Source organism: Achromobacter pestifer, from assembly GCF_902859625.1.
In the GTDB taxonomy this organism is placed as follows: domain Bacteria; phylum Pseudomonadota; class Gammaproteobacteria; order Burkholderiales; family Burkholderiaceae_B; genus Achromobacter; species Achromobacter pestifer.
The window spans coordinates 24835-42295 of record NZ_CADIJX010000006.1; the positions used below are offsets into that span (position 1 = coordinate 24835).

The following is a 17461-nucleotide window of genomic DNA, read 5'->3' on the forward strand; positions in this document are numbered from 1 at the left end:
GACCAAGGGGAAGTGCATGGCAAGTAAGACTCATGGCCGCGCCCGGGCGGGCGCTGCGCTGATACTGGCATGGGCGGGAGCGTCTCCGCTGGCGTGGGCGGGCGATCCCAGCGCACGCGACTGGATACCGGCGCCTGTCGGGACCAACATCGTCGCGGGCTATCTGGCGGGCTTGCGTTCGTCCGGGATGTATTCGGAAGGCAAGCGGGTGGATGGCGCGTCGCTGGACGTGAATGCGCTGATCTATCGCCAGATGCACTACCGCGATTTCTACGGCAAGACGGTGCAGCTGGAATTCATCGTGCCCATGTATCGCACCTCGTTGGACTTGCCCGGTATGCCCGGAGATCACCAGACCGGCATCGGCGACGTGACGCTGGGCTCGGCGATCTGGCTCTACAACAATGAGCAGACGAAGACCTGGTTCGCATGGGAACCCTTTGTCGTGGCGCCCGTGGGCCGCTACGACGGGTCTCGGCCCGATGTATCGCCGGGCAAGAACCGTTGGTCCACCATCCAGGACTTCTCGTTCGTCAAGGGCGTGGGCGAATCCACCTTCCTGGAAGCCATCGCCGAAGTGGAGATCTACGGGCGCAACACGGACTGGTATGGGCAGACACTGAAGAAGGACCCGTCGTTCCGCTTCTTCGCGTTGGCATCGACCAACCTGACCGCCGACACCTACACGGGCATTCGCTATCGCTATGAAACCGGCGGACGGGAAACGTCCTCGGGCGAGACCGTCGCGACAAAGGCGCGCAACCATCAGTTGGCAGTCGAGCTCACTCATCAGATCAACGACGCCAACCAGATTCAGATGCAGTACATCCACGACCTGAAGGTCGAGAACGGGCCGCGGATGCGTGGCGTTCAACTGCGCTACGTCTATGCGTTCTAGGAAGGAATCGGATCATGAGACCAGGAGAATATCGATGATTGCGCTTAGAGCCACATCACGCGCATCGCGGGCCAGACGGTGGGTGCTATGCGCTGCCTTGGCAAGCGCCATGGGCCCCGCCTGGGCGGACTTGCCCGTGGAAGAACTGAAAGGAGGGACCCGCCTTCCTCCGGCCACGCCGCACCGCTTGTATGTCATGGACGCGGCCTTCAACCACCTGGTCGATAGCCGGGTCAACATCTACGACGGCGATTCCGGGAAATTCCTGGGGCTGGTGCCTACGTCGTTCAATGGCCACATGACGGTCTCCGCGGATGGCCGCGACATCTATGTCATGACGACCTATTACGAACGGCTCAACCGGGGCAAGCGCACCGACGTGATCGAGGCCTGGGACGCCGAAACACTGACGCCCAAGTACGAAGTGCCGATCCCGCAGAAGCGCGCCCAGGCGCTGAACTACCGCAACTATCTGCGCCAAAGCACGGACGGCGATCTGCTGTTCGTGCAGAACGCCACCCCGGCTACGTCTGTCACGGTGGTGGACCTGAAGACCCGCCAGTTCGCTGACGAGATCACCGCGGCTGCCGGGTGCTGGAGCGTCATACCGCTGCCCTCGCGGCCACGCAGCTTCGCCACCATCTGCGGCGACGGCGCGCTGCTGACCATAGACCTGGATGCGGCGGGCAAGCCTGCAAGCCAGCAGCGCAGCAAACCGATGTTCGAGCTTGAGAAGGACCCTATCTTCACGCACACCGAGAACTTGGGCGACACCTTCTACTTCGTGTCCTACAACGGCAATGTCTACAGCGCGGACTTCAGCGGCAAGGAAGTCGGCTTCGGCACGCCATGGTCACTGTTGGACGCCTCGGGCAAAGATCGCGGCTGGCGGCCCGGCGGCTACAACCTGCTGGCGATCAACCAGGCGTCGAAGCGGCTGTACGTCGGCATGCACCCGAATGGCGCGGAAGGCACGCACAAGACCCCGGCCGCCGAGATCTGGGTGTACGACCTGGCCACGCACAAGCGCCTGGCGCGGGTACCCGGCAAGAACGCCCTGTCGATGTCGGTCTCGCAAGACGACAAGCCGCGCTTGTTCACCATCGACGGCGGCAACGTCAATGTCTATGACGCCACGCCGGCAGCGCCCGTGTTCAAGACCACCATCCAGGCTGCGGGCGAAACCGCGCTGCAAGTCGAGCCGCAACCCATGGGAGGTTCGCGATGAATGATCCGGTCCTGCTCTATGGCGCCAGCGCTGCATTGGCCTGCGTGCTGCTATTGGGCGCACTTGAAAAACTGAAGGACATGGCGGAATTCTCCCGCGCCGTTGCGGCCTATGACATCCTGCCTTCAGGGTGGGGTGGGGCCTTCGCGTGGGGGTATGCCTTGGCCGAAATCACGGCGGGCGTTCTGCTGCTCATGCCGTCCGGCCAAGCGTCGGGCGCGTTGCTTGCCTTGCTGGTGCTGATGGTGGCAACGATGGGGTTGGCGTTCAATCTGGCGCGCGGGCATCGCGACATCGATTGTGGTTGTGGGGGTCCGGCCTCCCGGGGTCCGGCCTCCCAGGGGCGTGACGGTGCACACGGTGGCGGATTGTCTTGGTGGCTGGTGGCGCGCAATGCGGTGCTGGCGCTATGGACGGCGCCTGCGCTGGTTGCGGCGGCAGGCCAATCGCGCAGCCTCCAATGGGCGGATGCCGCCGCTGTCTTCGGCTTGGCGATGACCGCCGTGGGCCTGTACTTCACCGCCAATCATTTGTTGGCCTCGCATCTCAAGCTGCGGAATCTTTGAAGGAGTTTCATATGGATGCCTTGATCATTTCCAATTTCTTGCTGTGGGGCGTGGTGCTGTGCCTGGTGCTGGTCATCCTGGCCCTGTCGCGGCAGATCGGTGTGCTGTACGAGCGGGTGGCGCCCATGGGGGCACTGACGATGGATAAGGGGCCTGCCGTGGGCGAGGCCGCGCCGCGTTTCGATTTACCTGATCTGCTGGGACGCCGCATCACCATCGGCGAGCGTGGGCAGCATAGCCAGCTGTTGTTCTTTCTGTCGCCCACCTGCCCGGTATGCAAGAAGCTGCTGCCCATCCTGAAATCCGTCGCCAGCACCGAAAACGCCTGGCTGCGCATCGTGCTGGCCAGTGACGGCGAAATGCCCGAACATCTGGCGTTCTACAAGCAGGCCGGACTGGAGCGCTTCCCCTACCTGTTGTCCACCGAACTGGGCATGAAGTTCCAGATCAGCAAGCTGCCGTACGCCGTGCTGATGGACGAATCAGGCATCTTGCGCGCCAAGGGCCTGATCAACTCCCGCGAACAACTGGAAAGCCTGTTCACGGCCAAGGAGCTGGGCGTGGCGTCGGTGCAGGATTTCCTGGCCGCAGGCACGCTGGACGAGACCCGGATTTCTCGCAAGGAGAGCAGCAATGCACTGGCTGGATAAATTGGGTGAGCGCGCCACGCGCTCCGTTGCTCACGCCACGTCTCGCCGCAGCGTCCTCAACCGCATCGGCAAGATATTGGTCGGAACCGCCTTTCTGGTGCCCGTGCTGCCGGTCGCGCGGTCAGCTCCGGCGGCAGGGAAAAAGCCGCAGATGGACGATACGGCATGCGACTACTGGCGCTACTGCGCCGTGGACGGATTCCTTTGTTCCTGCTGCGGGGGCAGCATGACGTCATGCCCGCCGGGCACGTCCCCATCGGCGGTGTCGTGGGTTGGCACTTGCCATAACCCGTTGGACGGCAAGGACTATCTGATCAGCTACAACGACTGCTGCGGCAAGACGGCCTGCGGCAAGTGCATGTGTGCGGCGGCCGAACGTGAACGTCCGGGCTACCAGATGTTCCTGCATAACGACGTGAACTGGTGCATGTCCAACGAGTCGTCAATTTTCCACTGCACGACCTCGGTGATCGTGGGACTGGCCAAACCCCAGTTGCAGCCCAAGGCGGCACCGAAGCCATGACGTCTTGGGGGCGACGGCCGACAGCAGGGTGGCGCGGCAGCGTTGCCGCCGCCATGCTGCTGTGCGCGATGCGGGCGACAGCGGCCGATGGCACGCCGCCCGCCGCCGCCGCTGACGCGGAGCGTCTGCGGCAAGCCGTGCGCGCCGACTACGTCCTGCAATGCGCGGGCTGCCACCGCGTGGACGGCCGTGGCAGCAGTCCGCATGGCATACCGGATTTCCGCCAATCGGTCGGTGCGTTCGTGCATCTGCCGGCGGGCCGCGAATACTTGATCCGCGTGCCGGGGGCCGCGCATTCGCAACTGAGCAATGCCGAGCTTGCCGCGGTGCTGAACTGGGTGCTGGGCGAATTCAGCGCGGCGCAATTGCCAAAGGACTTCAAGCCCTATACCGAGCGGGAAGTCGCGGTGGCGCGGCCGAATCGGTACGACGATGTGGTGCCCGTGCGCCATGATCTGGCGGAAAGGCTCTCATCGATGGGCTTCACGCTGTCTGATTATTCGTATGGCAGTGACAGAAAACCCTAGTCCGCCAGGCACTTAGGGGTTGTCACGGATACTCGGCCCAGGCGTGCAGTGCTAGAAAGAGGCAGCATTCCCATTCAACGCTGTAGCAGTGCCGCCGGGCGGGGTGTCCACGGCACAACAGGCACGCCGTTTCGAGACGCCGGAGTCGCCATGTCATTATCCCTTTTGCACAGCGCACCCAGGCACTTTCTGGATTGCGCCAGCTGGCAGGAAAGCATCAGCAGCACCTTTGTGCCCCTGGAAGTATCTGCCGTATTCCCCTCGCGTTTTCGCAACAGCGTGGCTGTCGGCAGCCTGGGCTGGATGCAGATCAGCGAACTTCACAGCAGCGCGCAGCGCGTTCGCCGCAGCAAACTACTGGCGGCCCGCTCAGAAGACGCCGGGTATAAAGTCACGCTGCAATTGGCGGGCCGCAGTGAGATCCGCCAATCCAACCGCACCGCCTTGCTGATGCCGGGGGAATGGAGCATTTACGACACCACCCGGCCCTACGAGGTCGACGTGGATGATGGCGCACATTTCCTGGTGATGCAGGTGCCCGGCAAGCAGTCCGACGCCTGGCAGCCACACATGCAGAACGCGGTGGCCCGCAATTTCAGCGGCCGGCATGGCTGTGGCCGCATGGCCATGGACTTGCTGCGCGTAGCGCTGGGTGAACAGGCTCACCTGTCAGAAAGCGCGGCTCGCGATGCGGCCAATGCGGTGTTGCAGATGATGGGGCTGGACATCAGCGAACGGGCTGGGGGGCAGGCCGAGCAGGATCAGGCGGGCTTGAAGCAGGCTCAATTGCGCCGGGTCCAGCAGCACATTCTTGAAAACCTGCATGATCCGGCCTTGTCGCCAGCGTCAGCGGCGTCGGCTTTCCGGATGTCGCGGCGCTATCTGTACAACCTGTTCGCGTTGGCGGCAACCACGCCTGCTGATTTCATCCTCAGCGCCAGGCTGGAACGCAGCCGGGACGCGCTGTGCGATGCAAGCCAGTCCGTGCGGCAAATCGGAGATATCGCGTACCGGTTTGGTTTTTCAGATGCGGCGCGTTTCAGTCACGCATTCCGCAAGCGCTATGGCGCGTCGCCATCGGAGTACCGGCGACAGCCCCGATAGCGCGCCCCGCGCAGGATCAGAACTGCTCTGACATCAGAGCAGTTCTTCGTTGATCAGATCTTCCTTGCCGTAGAACTTCACGCCGATGTGAATGCGCTCGCGGCCTTGCGAGCGGCGGTGGCGGTTGGTGTCGCGCAGGGAATAGACGCAGCCGCAATATTCTTGCTGATAGAAGTTCTCGCGCTTGCTGATTTCGATCATGCGGGCAGAGCCGCCGCCTTTGCGCCAGTTGTAGGTCCAGTAAATCAGATCGTCGTACCGGGCGGCAGCGCGTTCGCCGCAGCCGTTGATCTGATTCATGTCCTTCCAGCGTGAAATGCCCAGGGAGCTGGTGATGGTGTCGAAGCCGTGCTCGTGCGCATACAGCGCGGTGCGCTCAAAACGCATGTCGAAGCACGCCGTGCAACGCTCGCCGCGTTCGGGCGCGTTTTCCATGCCCTTCACGCGGTCGAACCAGTTGTCCATGTCGTAATCGGCATCGATGAATTCAATGCCGTGCTGTTCGGCGAAGCGGATGTTTTCCTGCTTGCGGATCTCGTACTCTTTGACCGGATGGATGTTCGGGTTATAGAAGTAGATCGCGTAGTCGATGCCAGACGCCGTCATGGCTTCCATGACTTCGCCCGAACAGGGCGCGCAGCATGAGTGCATCAGCACCTTGCTGCGGCCGGCAGGCAGGTCGAGCGTGGGGCGAATCAGTTCAGGGCGGACGAGTTCAGACATGGCTTGCTGGCAAAAAAGGCGGAAAACCCCTTATTTTACCGCGAGTTGCCCAGCGCCGGGTTCTTCGCCCAGCACGGCGTCCCATAGCTCGCGCACCGCCGCGCGCTCGGCCACCAGTTGCTCCGGCCCCACGCGGGCTTTCTCCACGCCCTGCATGCGCAGCTGATGCTGCACGCGCCGCAAGACGCGATAGGCGTCGGCGGCGCGCGTGGCGAGCTCGGGCGCAATCAGGCCGGCCTCGCTGGCCAGCCGCAACAGCGTGATGTTGCCCAGGTTGCGCACCAGGACCGAATGGGTGCCCGCGTAGCACAGCACCAGGTATTGGGTGACGAATTCCACGTCGACCATGCCGCCTCGATCATGTTTCAGATCGAACTTCTGGCTGGTGTTCGGGTGGCCGGCGTTGATCTTTTCCCGCATCGCCAGCACTTCCTTGCGCAGCGCCGCCGGGTCACGGGGATGCACCAGGATGGACTCGCGGATCTGTTCAAAGCGGGCGCCCACGTCCGCGTCGCCTGCGGCGTGGCGCGCACGGGTCAGTGCCTGGTGTTCCCAGGCCCAGGCGTGCTTGTTTTGATATTCGTCGAAGGCTTCCACCGATACGGCCAGCAGCCCGGCGTCGCCGTCCGGCCGAAGGCGCAGGTCCACCTCGTACAGCCGGCCTGACGACGTCATGGTTGATAGCCAGGATGTCATGCGGCGGCCGAGTTTCGCATAGACCTCGGCCGCATCCTCACGGGGGTCGTCGAACAGGAAGACCAGATCCAGGTCCGAGGCATAGCCCAGTTCTTTGCCGCCCAGCTTGCCGTACGCGATGACGGCGAAGCGGGGCGCGGCATCCGGTATCTTGTTCACCAGCGGCCAGGCGCGGCGGATGGTCTCGGTCAGCAGCAGATCGGCAAGCGCGGACAACTGATCCGCCAGCTTCTCCACGGTGAGTTCGCCCTCCAGATCCTGCGCCAGCAATTGGAAGCTGGCCTGACGTTGCACGTCACGCATCAGGTTCATCTGGCGTTCGACGTCGGGGGCGCCGTCGGGCAGCCGGCAGGCGTCCAGATCGGCGGTCAGTTGCCGGGCAATCTGTGTGAAGTCCAGCGGCTCGAACAGCGTGCGCCAGTCAATCAGGCTGTCCAGCAGCAACGGATGCTGGGTCAGGTACTGCGCGGCCCAGGGGCTGGCAGCGACCATGCGCGCCACGCGCGCCAGCGTGTCCGGGTATTCGGCCAGCAGCGCCAGATAGGCGCTGCGCTGGGCGATTTTTTCGATCAGGTCGAACAGGCGGACGGCGGCGTCCAGCGGCGCCGGCGTCTGGCGCGCAGCGCGTAGCGCCGCAGGCAGCAAGGTCTCCATGCGGCGGCGGCTGCTTTCAGGCAGGCTGCGCACGCGATGGCTGCTCAGCAGCGTTTCGGTGCGGCGCAGCAGGTCTTGTGCTTCGTCGCCGAAGGCCTGCCGGATCTGTTCGGCGAGCTCGCATTCGTTGTCGGGGGCGTCGTCGGTGTCTTCTGCGGGCGTGCCCGTATCCTCGGCGTCGCCCATGCCCACCATGCGGAACACGTTGCGGAACGTCTGCGAGACGAACTTGCGGTGCGCGGCAAGCGTGCTTTCAAAGTCGTCCGGGCTCATGCCCAGGGCGGTGCCCAGGGCAGCGCGTTGGGCCGGATCGCCAGGCAGCAGATGGGTCTGTTCATCTTCACGGTATTGCAAGGCGTGCTCGGTGCGGCGCAGGTAGCGGTAGGCTGCCTCGAGCCGTTGAGCATCTTCTTCTGGCACCAGGCCCGCCAGTTGCTCGGCATGCAGAGCCTCCAGCAGGCCGCGCTTTTGCAGCGCGGGCATGCGGCCGCCACGGATCAACTGGGCGAGCTGCACCACGAACTCGATCTCGCGGATGCCGCCGTCGCCCAGCTTGATGTTGTTGGCGCTGTCGATGCCATTGCGCGCCATGGCCCGCCGCTGCCAGTCCTGGCGGATACGCTCGCGCAGGGCGCGCAGCGCGGCCAGCGCGTCAAAATCGAAATATTTGCGATAGACGAAGGGCACGCGCAGGCTTTCCAACTGCCGGGCCTGCGGCGCGCTGTCGCTGCCTTCAAACGCCTGGGCAGGCATCAGCCGGGCTTTCAGCCAGGCGTAGCGCTCCCATTCGCGGCCTTGGCCGATCAGATAGTGTTCAAGCGCGTCCAGGCTCCAGGCCAGAGGGCCGGCGTCGCCATCGGGGCGCAGGCGCAGGTCGGTGCGGAACACCTGGCCGTTGGCGTCCACCTCGGACAGCACGGGCATCATGCGCCGCGTCAGGCGCCCGTAGAACTCATGGTGGCTGATGCGGCGTGGGCCGTCCGTTTCGCCTTCCTCGCCGTACAGCATGATCAGGTCGATATCGGAGGACACATTCAGTTCGCATCCGCCCAGCTTGCCCATGCCGACGATCAGCATTTCCTGCGGCTTGCCGGTGGCGGGATCGCGCGGCACGCCATGCACGGCGGCCAGATCCGTCGCCACGCTGCGATAGGCCGCGGCCACCGCCATGTCGGCAAGCGTGGTCATCGCACCGACCACTTCTTCCAGGTCTGCCTGGCCCACCAGGTCGCGCACGATCAGCGCGCTGAATACGCGCTCGCGCAGCTTGCGCAACACCATGCGGCAGACATCCACCGGCAGCGTGGCGGGCGCATCGGGGCCGGCCAGTTCCGACTGCCATTGCGCCATCCGGGCTGGCGTGACCGGTTGTTGCACGGCATCCGCCAGCCAGGCAGCCATGTCGGGATGGGCATCCAGGCGGCGGCGCAAGTGACCGGACCAGGCAAGGGCGGGAGCAAGCATAGGAGACGATGACATGGCGTAAGGGCGGCAGACGAATGGGCGCGTTTCAGGTATAAGTGGGGACGATACCGCAAGACATATTCTCCTGCCCACCGATCCGTGTCTGTTTCAAAAAAAGTGCTCCGCTGCCTGTACTGGGCCGCGCTGACCGTATATGGCGTAGTGGCCATCGGGTTACTGGGCGTGCGTTACTGGGTTCTGCCGCGTGTGGACCAATGGCGCCCCCAGATAGAAGCCTACGCCAGCCAGGCGTTGGGCGCCCGAGTTACGATCGGCGGTATCCAGGCCAATTGGCAAGGGCTAAACCCCAGGCTCGATCTCGTCTCCGTCCAGGTCTTTGACGATGAGGCGGCGCCCGTATTGACGCTGCCGTCGGTCTCGGCCGTGTTGGCTTGGCGCAGCATCCTGGCGCTGTCGCCCACGTTGGTGCGCTTGCAGGTGGAAAAGCCTGAGCTGACGCTGCGGCGAGATCCCTCCAACCATTTGCTGGTGGCCGGGCAGAGCATCGACCTGAACACCAGCGACCATCGCTCAGACGTGAATCACCCGGCATTGCGGTGGCTGGTCGCCCAACGGGAATTGTTGATTCACGACGCAACCGTCGTCTGGCAGGACGACTTGCGCCAAGCGCCCGCGCTCACATTGAATGGCGTCGATTTCTTGATGCGCAACGGCAGCTTGTCGCACCGTTTCGTGTTGCGGGCTTCCGCCGGCCAGGCATTGGCTAGCAAAGCGGAGCTACGCGGAGAGTTCCACCGCAGCCTGTTCGCCGCCAGTGCCGCCAACCCGGCAAACTGGAGCGGACAACTCTACGCCGAGCTGGCTGACGTCGAGCCGCTGGCCTGGTCACCCTGGGCCCAGGTGCCGCAAATTTCGGGACGCATCGCGGGCCGGGCATGGCTGCAATTGGATCGGGGAAAATTCACCGAGCTGACGTCGGACGTCGCCATCAAGGGCGTGGACTGGATGGCGGCCAAGGACGGCCCGGCGGTACGCGGCGGTTCCGCACAATTCCGTCTACAGGCCGTGCCCGGTGATTTCATGCAGATCGATGGCATGCCGCTGGCGCGCAGTTCGGGCGCGGCGCAAGGATCGATCAAGGGGGCGGTGCAGCAACTGCGCGTCACCTTGCCTGGCGTGTTCGAGGAGCCCACCCTGGTCGCACGTGAATTGGCCCTGGACGCTCAGATCAAGGGAGCGGATGCCCAGAACTGGTTCGTGGATGTGGCCCAGCTGCATGTGGTCAACGATGACCTGGATGTGCGCTTGCAAGGCCAGTGGCAGCGCGAAGGCAAGACGGCGGCGGGCAGTGTGGATATGCGGGGCACGATGGTGCGCGGTGCGATGCCGGCCATACATCGCTACCTGCCTCTTGAGGTCAATGCGGATGCTCGCGAATGGTTGGCCATTGGCCTGCCGGCAGGCGAGATGCGTTCGGCCGCCATCACGCTGAAAGGGGATCTGGATGACTTCCCCTTCAGCGCGCCGGGAGTCGCTGGCGAATTTGTCATTGCTGGCGCCTATGCCGGCGCCAAGGTCGATTACGCCCCGGCGCGCACGCACCGCAAGGGTTGGCCCATGCTGGAGAACCTGTCGGGCAGTTTTCGCATCGACAAGGTGAGTTTGACGTTGGACAGTCCCGGCGGCGCGCTGGCGCATACCGGGCCGGGGCAGACGGTCAACCTGGGTCCCGTGACGGCAACGATTCCCGACATGGAACACGGGGCGCAATTGCAGGTCGATGGCGAGACTTCGGGCCCCGTCCCGGCCTATCTGGCGATGGCGGCGAATTCCCCGCTGGGGGGGCTGCTGGACGGCGCGCTGGACGAGGCGCGCGGCACCGGTGACTGGCGCATGCCGCTGAAGCTGAAAGTCCCCTTGCTGAATACCGATGATACCCAGGTCCAGGGGCGCATCATGTTCGCGGACAACACCTTCAGCTTCATGCCCGAAATGCCGTTGCTGAGCCAGATGCACGGCGATCTGGAATTCTCGGAAAAAGGCGTGCAGGCCAAGGAGCTTCGCGCGCAGTTCCTGGGCGGGCCGGTCAAGATCTACGGCACGCTGGCGCAAAGTTCGGATGCCTTGCATTTCGACGGTACGCTTGCGGGGGCGGGCTTGTCGCAACTGAGCAATGCGCCGTCCATGTCGCGCTTTACCGGGCGGGCCGCCTACAAGGGCCGCGTGGGATACCAGAAGGGCGGTTCGGTCGAAATATCGATGGAATCCGATCTGGCGGGCATGGCGATCGATATGCCGGCGCCTGTCGGAAAGGCGGCGTCGGCCTCCCAGTTGCTGAAACTGCAATGGGGGGCGGCGCAAGACCGTGGCACGAAGGACCGGCGCTGGTTGACGGCCAGCCTGGGCGACAACGTCAACGCGCTGTTCGAGCGCGATCCCGGCGATGCCGCGCCGTCCTACTTCGCTCGGGGCGCGCTGGGCATCGGCCGTCCGGCCAGCTTGCCGGATCGCGGGATGAGCCTGAATGCCAGCCTGCCGGAATTGGATCTGGACGGCTGGGACACCGTATTGAGTGGGTTCGACACGCCGCCGGGCAAGGGCGGGGCAAAGAAGGCGGCATCCAAGCCGGTTTTCCCCGAGCCCGAGCGCATCAGCCTGGCTACCGGCTTGCTGCGCACCAGTGGCTATACGCTGAACGATCTGACGCTGTATGCGACTCGCCCGGGGCCGGCGCAGTGGCGGGTGGATCTTGAGTCGCGGCAGGCGGCGGGGTCGTTGGAATGGAAGGAGGCCTCTGGCGCGATCGCGGGCAGGATTACGGCCCGCCTGAAACACCTGTCGTTCGGCGGTGCCGACGACACCAATGAGGCCGACAAAGCCCTGGCGTCCGGCAATGACCTGTCGGATATCCCGGCGATCGACCTGCAAGCCAAGGAATTCCTGCTGTACGGCAAGAACGTGGGCGAACTTCAGGTGGTCGGCACCAACCTGGAGCGCGGCCGCCAGTGGCGCCTGGATAAGCTGTCGATCATCAACGACGCCGCCAGTCTGAATGCCACGGGCAGTTGGCGGTTGGAAGGGCCCGATCGAGGGCTGACGGTCGATGCGACGGCCAAATTCGTCGATTTGGGAAAGTTCATGACCCGGATCGGTTTCGAGGGCATGGTGTCGGGCGGTGAAGGATCGGCCCAGGGCAAGGCCACATGGCGCAATCTGCCGTGGACCCACAACATCGCCGACGTGGCGGGCGAAGTGGATATCAGTCTGGACAAGGGCCGCTTCATGCACGTGAATTCGCGCACGGCGCGATTGCTGGAACTGCTGTCACTGCAATCGTTGCAACGCCTGGCCCGGCTGGACGTGAATCCGACCAATTTGTTGCGCGACGGTTTTCCGTTCGACACCATCCGCGGGCACGTGAAAATGGCGGACGGCCTGATGTCCACGGAAGGCTACAAAATCAACGGTCCCGTGGCCACCATCGTTCTGGCGGGTGGGGTCAACATCATCCGCGAACGCTGGGATTTGAAGGCTGTGGTGATCCCCAATCTGGATGCCAGCGGCGCCGCCATGGTGACGGCGTTGGCCGTGAATCCGTTGATCGGCCTGGGCGCATTCGTCACGCAGTGGCTGCTGAAGCAGCCGCTTGCGCGCGCGATGACCATGGAGTATTCCGTGACTGGCAATTGGGACGATCCTCGGATCGAGCCCATCGACGGGTCAGGCAAGGTCCCCGACAAGCAGACGCCGCGGCCCATGGATGCTCCACTGCTCAACAAATGGCCCGAATTCATCGAGCATTGATCCAGGCGCCGGCGCCCATGAAAAAACCGCCCTGCTGGCAGGGCGGTTTTCAGGGGTGAGCAAGACGAAGCGTCTTACTTCTTCTTCATCATGTCGAAGAATTCGGCGTTGGTCTTGGTGGCGCGCATCTTGTCCAGGATGAATTCCATGGATTGCACTTCGTCCATGTCGTGGATGAACTTGCGCAGCACCCAAACCTTTTGCAGCAGGTCCGGCGCGATCAGCAGTTCTTCGCGGCGGGTGCCCGACTTGTTCAGGTTGATCGACGGGTAGACGCGCTTTTCAGCCAGACGACGTTCAAGGTGAACTTCGGAGTTACCCGTACCCTTGAATTCTTCGTAGATGACTTCGTCCATGCGGCTGCCGGTTTCGATCAGCGCCGTGCCCAGGATGGTCAGCGAACCGCCTTCTTCCAGGTTACGGGCCGCGCCGAAGAAGCGCTTGGGACGTTGCAGGGCGTTGGCGTCCACACCGCCCGTCAGCACCTTGCCAGAGGCCGGCACCACGGTGTTGTAGGCGCGGGCCAGACGGGTGATCGAGTCCAGCAGGATCACGACGTCTTTCTTCATTTCGACCAGGCGCTTGGCCTTTTCGATGACCATTTCGGCCACTTGCACGTGACGGGTAGCGGGTTCGTCGAAGGTCGACGCCACCACTTCGCCACGCACCGTGCGTTGCATTTCGGTCACTTCCTCGGGGCGTTCATCGACCAGCAGGACGATCATGACCGCATCGGGGTAGTTGGTGGTGATGGCGTGCGCAATATGCTGCATCATCACCGTCTTGCCGGACTTGGGGCTGGCGACGATCAAGCCGCGTTGACCCATGCCGATCGGGGCGAAAACGTCCAGGATACGGCCGGTGAGGTTCTCTTCGCTCTTGATGTCCCGTTCCAGACGCATCGTCCGGTTCGGGTGCAGGGGCGTCAAGTTCTCGAACATGATGCGATGCTTGATCGCTTCGGGCGCCACGCCGTTGACCTTGTCCACCTTGACCAGGGCGAAGTAGCGCTCGCCGTCTTTCGGCGTGCGGACTTCACCTTCGATCGAGTCGCCGGTGTGCAGGTTGAAACGGCGGATCTGCGACGGCGAGATGTAGATATCGTCCGTGCTGGCCAGATACGAGGTCTCGGGCGAGCGCAGGAAACCGAAGCCGTCAGGCAGGACTTCCAGGACGCCGTCGCCAAAGATCTGCTCGCCTTGCTTGGCGCGCCGTTTCATGATGGCGAACATCAATTCCTGCTTGCGCAGGCGGTTGGCGTTCTCGATTTCCAGGCCAGCGGCCATTTCCAGCAGCTGCGAGACATGCAGCGCCTTCAGTTCGTTGAGGTGCATCGCGGTGAATGTGGGGGAAGAGTAGAGGAGGGCTCTGGCGGCGTGCCACGGACGGGCTCGCGCGGTATTGAATGAGCGCCGCCTCCGGGGCGGCGCCTTCGTTCACAGCACGCAGTTTACAACGCGCCGTCCAGGAATGCAGTGAGTTGCGACTTCGACAGCGCGCCAACTTTGGTGGCGGCAGCTTGGCCGTCTTTAAAGAGCATAAGGGTCGGGATGCCACGGATGCCATATTTGGTGGCGGTACCTTGGTTTTCATCCACGTTCAGCTTTGCGATCGTCAGGCGGCCAGCGTATTCGGTGGCGACTTCTTCCAGGATCGGCGCAATCATCTTGCAGGGGCCACACCAGGCGGCCCAGTAGTCCACCAGCACCGGCTGGCCAGATTTCAACACATCGGAATCGAAGCTTGCGTCACTGACGTTCTTGATTTGGTCGCTCATGATGGTGATTCTCGGTTCGGCAGCAAAAGGCGCGTAAAAAGGGACGCGCCTTGCCGTTGTTCTTGTCTGTGGAATGGATTAAAGCATACCACTGTCATTAACAACAGGCATACCACTGTTAATAACAACAGGGTTTGCTGGTTTTGTGTAGGATGTTGCGGCGCAGTTGTCGTGATCGGGGTGATTGAACCCTGACGCGCTGGCTGTGACTGTCATCATCCTACCGAATTCGGAGCTGGTCAGGTCGTGCGCATCCTACTGGGAGCCGCGCAGAATCTAGGCTTATCCGTAAAATGTCGGTTTTTTTCCACAGATGTTGGGGATAACTTGGCCACTCCACGTTACACCGAGGCGTCCATTCGCGTCCTGAAGGGGCTGGAGCCCGTGCGCCAGCGCCCGGGCATGTACACCCGCACCGAAAACCCGCTGCACGTCGTGCAAGAGGTCATAGATAACGCCGCAGACGAGGCCTTGGCCGGCTACGGCAAACAGATACAGGTCACGCTGCACATTGATGGCAGCGTGTCCGTCGAGGACGATGGGCGGGGCATTCCCGTCGGTCTGCACCCCGAAGAAGGCGCTCCCGTCGTGGAGCTGGTCTTCACCCGCCTGCACGCGGGCGGCAAGTTCGACAAGGCGGGCGGCGGCGCCTATGCCTTCTCGGGCGGCCTGCACGGCGTCGGCGTGTCCGTCACCAATGCGCTGTCCACCCGGCTGGAAGTCGTGGTGTGGCGTGATGGCGCGGTCAACCGCCTGGTGTTCAAGGGCGGCGACGTCGCCGAGCCCCTGGCACCGTACGACCAGGGCGGCCGCAAGAAATCCGGCACCCGCGTGCGGGTCTGGCCGGATGCAAAATACTTCGACAGCCCCAACATCCCGTTGGGCGAGCTTACGCACCTCTTGCGCAGCAAGGCCGTGCTGCTGCCCGGCGTGAAGGTCACGCTGGTCAACGAGAAATCCGGCGACACCAAGACCTGGCAATACCAGGACGGTTTGCGCGGCTATCTGGCCGAAGCGTTGACCGGTGCCGAGCTGATGGTGCCCTTCTTTGAAGGCCAGCAGTACGCGGGCGCCGATCACGAGAACTTCGCCGAGGGCGAGGGAGCCCAGTGGGTGGTGGCGTGGACCGAAGACGGCAATGCCGTCCGCGAGTCCTACGTCAATTTGATCCCCACGCCCGCCGGCGGCACGCATGAGTCCGGTCTGCGCGAAGGCCTGTTCAGCGCGGTCAAGGGGTTTGCCGAACTGCACAGCCTGTTGCCCAAGGGCGTGAAACTGCTGCCCGAAGACGTGTTCGCCCGCGCCAGCTTCGTGCTGTCGGCCAAGGTGCTGGACCCGCAATTCCAGGGCCAGATCAAGGAACGGCTGAACAGCCGCGACGCGGTGCGTCTGGTAGGCGGCTTTGCGAAGAGCGCGCTCGACCTCTGGCTGCACAGCAATGTGGAGTACGGCAAGAAGCTGGCCGAACTGGCGATCCGCCAGGCCCAGGCACGCCAGCGTTCGGCGCAGAAGGTTGAAAAGCGCAAGAGCTCGGGCGTGGCGGTGCTGCCCGGCAAGCTGACCGACTGCGAATCCAGCGACGCCACCCGCACGGAAGTTTTCCTGGTCGAGGGTGACTCGGCCGGCGGTTCCGCGAAGATGGGCCGCGACAAGGAATTCCAGGCCATCCTGCCGTTGCGCGGCAAGGTGCTGAATTCCTGGGAAGTGGACCGCGACCGGCTCTTCGCCAACAACGAAATCCATGACATTTCCGTCGCGATCGGGGTGGATCCGCACGGCCCCAACGATACGCCCGACCTGTCGGGCCTGCGCTACGGCCGCATCTGCATCCTGTCCGACGCTGACGTTGACGGTTCGCATATCCAGGTATTGCTGCTGACCTTGTTCTACAAGCACTTCCCCAAGCTCGTCGAAGCCGGGAACGTCTATGTGGCCAAGCCGCCGCTGTTCCGCCTGGACGTACCGGCGCAGGGCAAGCGCCCGGCGCGCAAGATCTATTGCCTGGACGAAGGCGAGCTTGAGGCCGCGCAAGACAAGTTGCGCAAGGAAGGCGTGCGTGAAGGCGCCTGGGCCGTCAGCCGCTTCAAGGGCCTGGGTGAAATGAATCCGGAACAGTTGTGGGAAACCACGATGAATCCGGATACGCGCCGCCTGCTGCCCGTGGGCTACGGTGATCTGACCCCCGACGACACCACCCGCATGTTCGACATGCTGATGGGCAAGGGAGAATCCTCGCAACGCCGCGCCTGGATCGAAGAAAAGGGCAATCTGGCGGAGCTGGATATCTGATGACATCCACCACGCCCGACCAAGCCCGGATGACCGTCGACATGACGGCCGACGACTACGCGGAGTTCGCGGCTTATGTGTACAAGCGGCCCGAGCTGCGCCGCCGCCGCTACCGGTCCCATCTGCGTTTCGCGGTCTTGATGATCGTGGCGCTGATGGCCTATCTGATCTGGCAAACCTGGGACGGCAAGGGGCCGGACTGGGGACGGATCCTGCCCGTGTACTTCCAGGGGCTGGCCGTGGGGCTGGGCATCCTGGCGCTGCTGGCGCTGGCCTACGAGTTCGCGTTGCCGCCGCTGGTGAAGATGAACACGCGGCGCATGCTGAAACGGCGGCCCGACGATCTTTTCCTGGGGCGCCATCAGCTGGATTTCGGGCCCGACGGCATTTCGGATGCCACCGCCACCGCCTCCGGGCGGATGGATTGGTCCGACGTGCGTCGCGTTGAGGAAACGCCGCAGCATCTGTACGTCATTCTGGGCACCTTGCAGGGCGTGATCATTCCCAAGCGCGGCCAGGACGCCGCTACGTTGGAGGCGGTGCGCGCCCAGTTGCGCGCGCACGTCGCCGATACGCAGCTGGCGCCGTCCGCTTGAG

General features: G+C 63.6%; 14 protein-coding genes. 10 read left to right on the plus strand and 4 right to left on the minus strand.

All coding sequences use genetic code 11. The annotated features are described in order from the left end of the window. The first annotated feature begins 16 nt into the window (after positions 1-16). From HV753_RS22005 to HV753_RS22035, 7 genes are all read left to right on the plus strand, one after another. Positions 17-898: a transporter gene (locus tag HV753_RS22005; protein WP_175176718.1), complete on the plus strand. Its 882-nt coding sequence runs from the start codon at positions 17-19 to the stop codon at positions 896-898. A gap of 34 nt (positions 899-932) precedes the next feature. Then, positions 933-2126 carry an amine dehydrogenase large subunit gene (locus tag HV753_RS22010; protein ID WP_175176719.1) on the plus strand — a complete coding sequence of 398 codons (1194 nt, stop codon included), beginning with the start codon at positions 933-935 and terminating at the stop codon, positions 2124-2126. Further along, positions 2123-2692: a MauE/DoxX family redox-associated membrane protein gene (locus tag HV753_RS22015; RefSeq protein WP_175176720.1), complete on the plus strand. Its 570-nt coding sequence runs from the start codon at positions 2123-2125 to the stop codon at positions 2690-2692. Before HV753_RS22010 ends, HV753_RS22015 begins: the two co-directional genes overlap by 4 nt. Before the next feature lie 11 nt (positions 2693-2703). Beyond that, positions 2704-3342, plus strand: a complete 639-nt coding sequence (gene mauD / locus HV753_RS22020; RefSeq protein ID WP_175176721.1) for a methylamine dehydrogenase accessory protein MauD — start codon at positions 2704-2706, stop codon at positions 3340-3342. Continuing rightward, entirely contained in the window at positions 3326-3865 is a 540-nt protein-coding gene (locus tag HV753_RS22025; protein WP_175176722.1) for a methylamine dehydrogenase light chain, read from the plus strand. Before mauD ends, HV753_RS22025 begins: the two co-directional genes overlap by 17 nt. Then, positions 3862-4392 (plus strand): c-type cytochrome, encoded by a 531-nt coding sequence (locus HV753_RS22030; RefSeq protein WP_425485918.1) that lies wholly within the window; start codon positions 3862-3864, stop codon positions 4390-4392. The genes HV753_RS22025 and HV753_RS22030 overlap by 4 nt, the downstream gene beginning before the upstream one ends. Before the next feature lie 150 nt (positions 4393-4542). Further along, complete coding sequence (locus tag HV753_RS22035) at positions 4543-5496, plus strand: AraC-like ligand-binding domain-containing protein (protein WP_175176723.1); 954 nt, start codon at positions 4543-4545, stop codon at positions 5494-5496. A gap of 33 nt (positions 5497-5529) precedes the next feature. Here the strand turns inward: HV753_RS22035 and HV753_RS22040 are convergent, their stop codons facing one another. Both HV753_RS22040 and glnE read right to left on the minus strand, forming a co-directional pair. After that, positions 5530-6219 carry an epoxyqueuosine reductase QueH gene (locus HV753_RS22040; RefSeq protein ID WP_175176724.1) on the minus strand — a complete coding sequence of 230 codons (690 nt, stop codon included), beginning with the start codon at positions 6217-6219 and terminating at the stop codon, positions 5530-5532. Positions 6220-6249: 30 nt separating this feature from the next. Continuing rightward, on the minus strand, positions 6250-9048 hold the full coding sequence (gene glnE / locus HV753_RS22045; protein ID WP_175176725.1) for a bifunctional [glutamate--ammonia ligase]-adenylyl-L-tyrosine phosphorylase/[glutamate--ammonia-ligase] adenylyltransferase: 2799 nt from the start codon (positions 9046-9048) through the stop codon (positions 6250-6252). 102 nt (positions 9049-9150) lie between these two features. On the opposite strand from glnE, the gene HV753_RS22050 reads away from it, so the two are divergent. Further along, positions 9151-12798 (plus strand): YhdP family protein, encoded by a 3648-nt coding sequence (locus tag HV753_RS22050; RefSeq protein ID WP_175176726.1) that lies wholly within the window; start codon positions 9151-9153, stop codon positions 12796-12798. A 74-nt stretch (positions 12799-12872) separates the two neighbouring features. On the opposite strand, the gene rho is transcribed toward HV753_RS22050, so the two are convergent. Together rho and trxA are read right to left on the minus strand one after the other, a co-directional pair. Continuing rightward, positions 12873-14132, minus strand: a complete 1260-nt coding sequence (gene rho / locus HV753_RS22055) for a transcription termination factor Rho (protein ID WP_006218533.1) — start codon at positions 14130-14132, stop codon at positions 12873-12875. A 116-nt stretch (positions 14133-14248) separates the two neighbouring features. Beyond that, the gene (gene trxA / locus HV753_RS22060; protein ID WP_175176727.1) at positions 14249-14575 is read right to left on the minus strand and encodes a thioredoxin TrxA; all 327 of its coding nucleotides are present in this window, start codon (positions 14573-14575) and stop codon (positions 14249-14251) included. A 327-nt stretch (positions 14576-14902) separates the two neighbouring features. Here trxA and parE point away from each other — a divergent pair, with 327 nt between their 5' ends. Further along, positions 14903-16864: a DNA topoisomerase IV subunit B gene (parE, locus tag HV753_RS22065; protein WP_175176728.1), complete on the plus strand. Its 1962-nt coding sequence runs from the start codon at positions 14903-14905 to the stop codon at positions 16862-16864. After that, a complete protein-coding gene (locus HV753_RS22070; RefSeq protein ID WP_175176729.1) occupies positions 16864-17460 on the plus strand; it encodes a YcxB family protein in 597 nt (198 codons plus the stop codon). The genes parE and HV753_RS22070 overlap by 1 nt, the downstream gene beginning before the upstream one ends. The last annotated feature ends 1 nt before the right edge of the window (position 17461 follow it).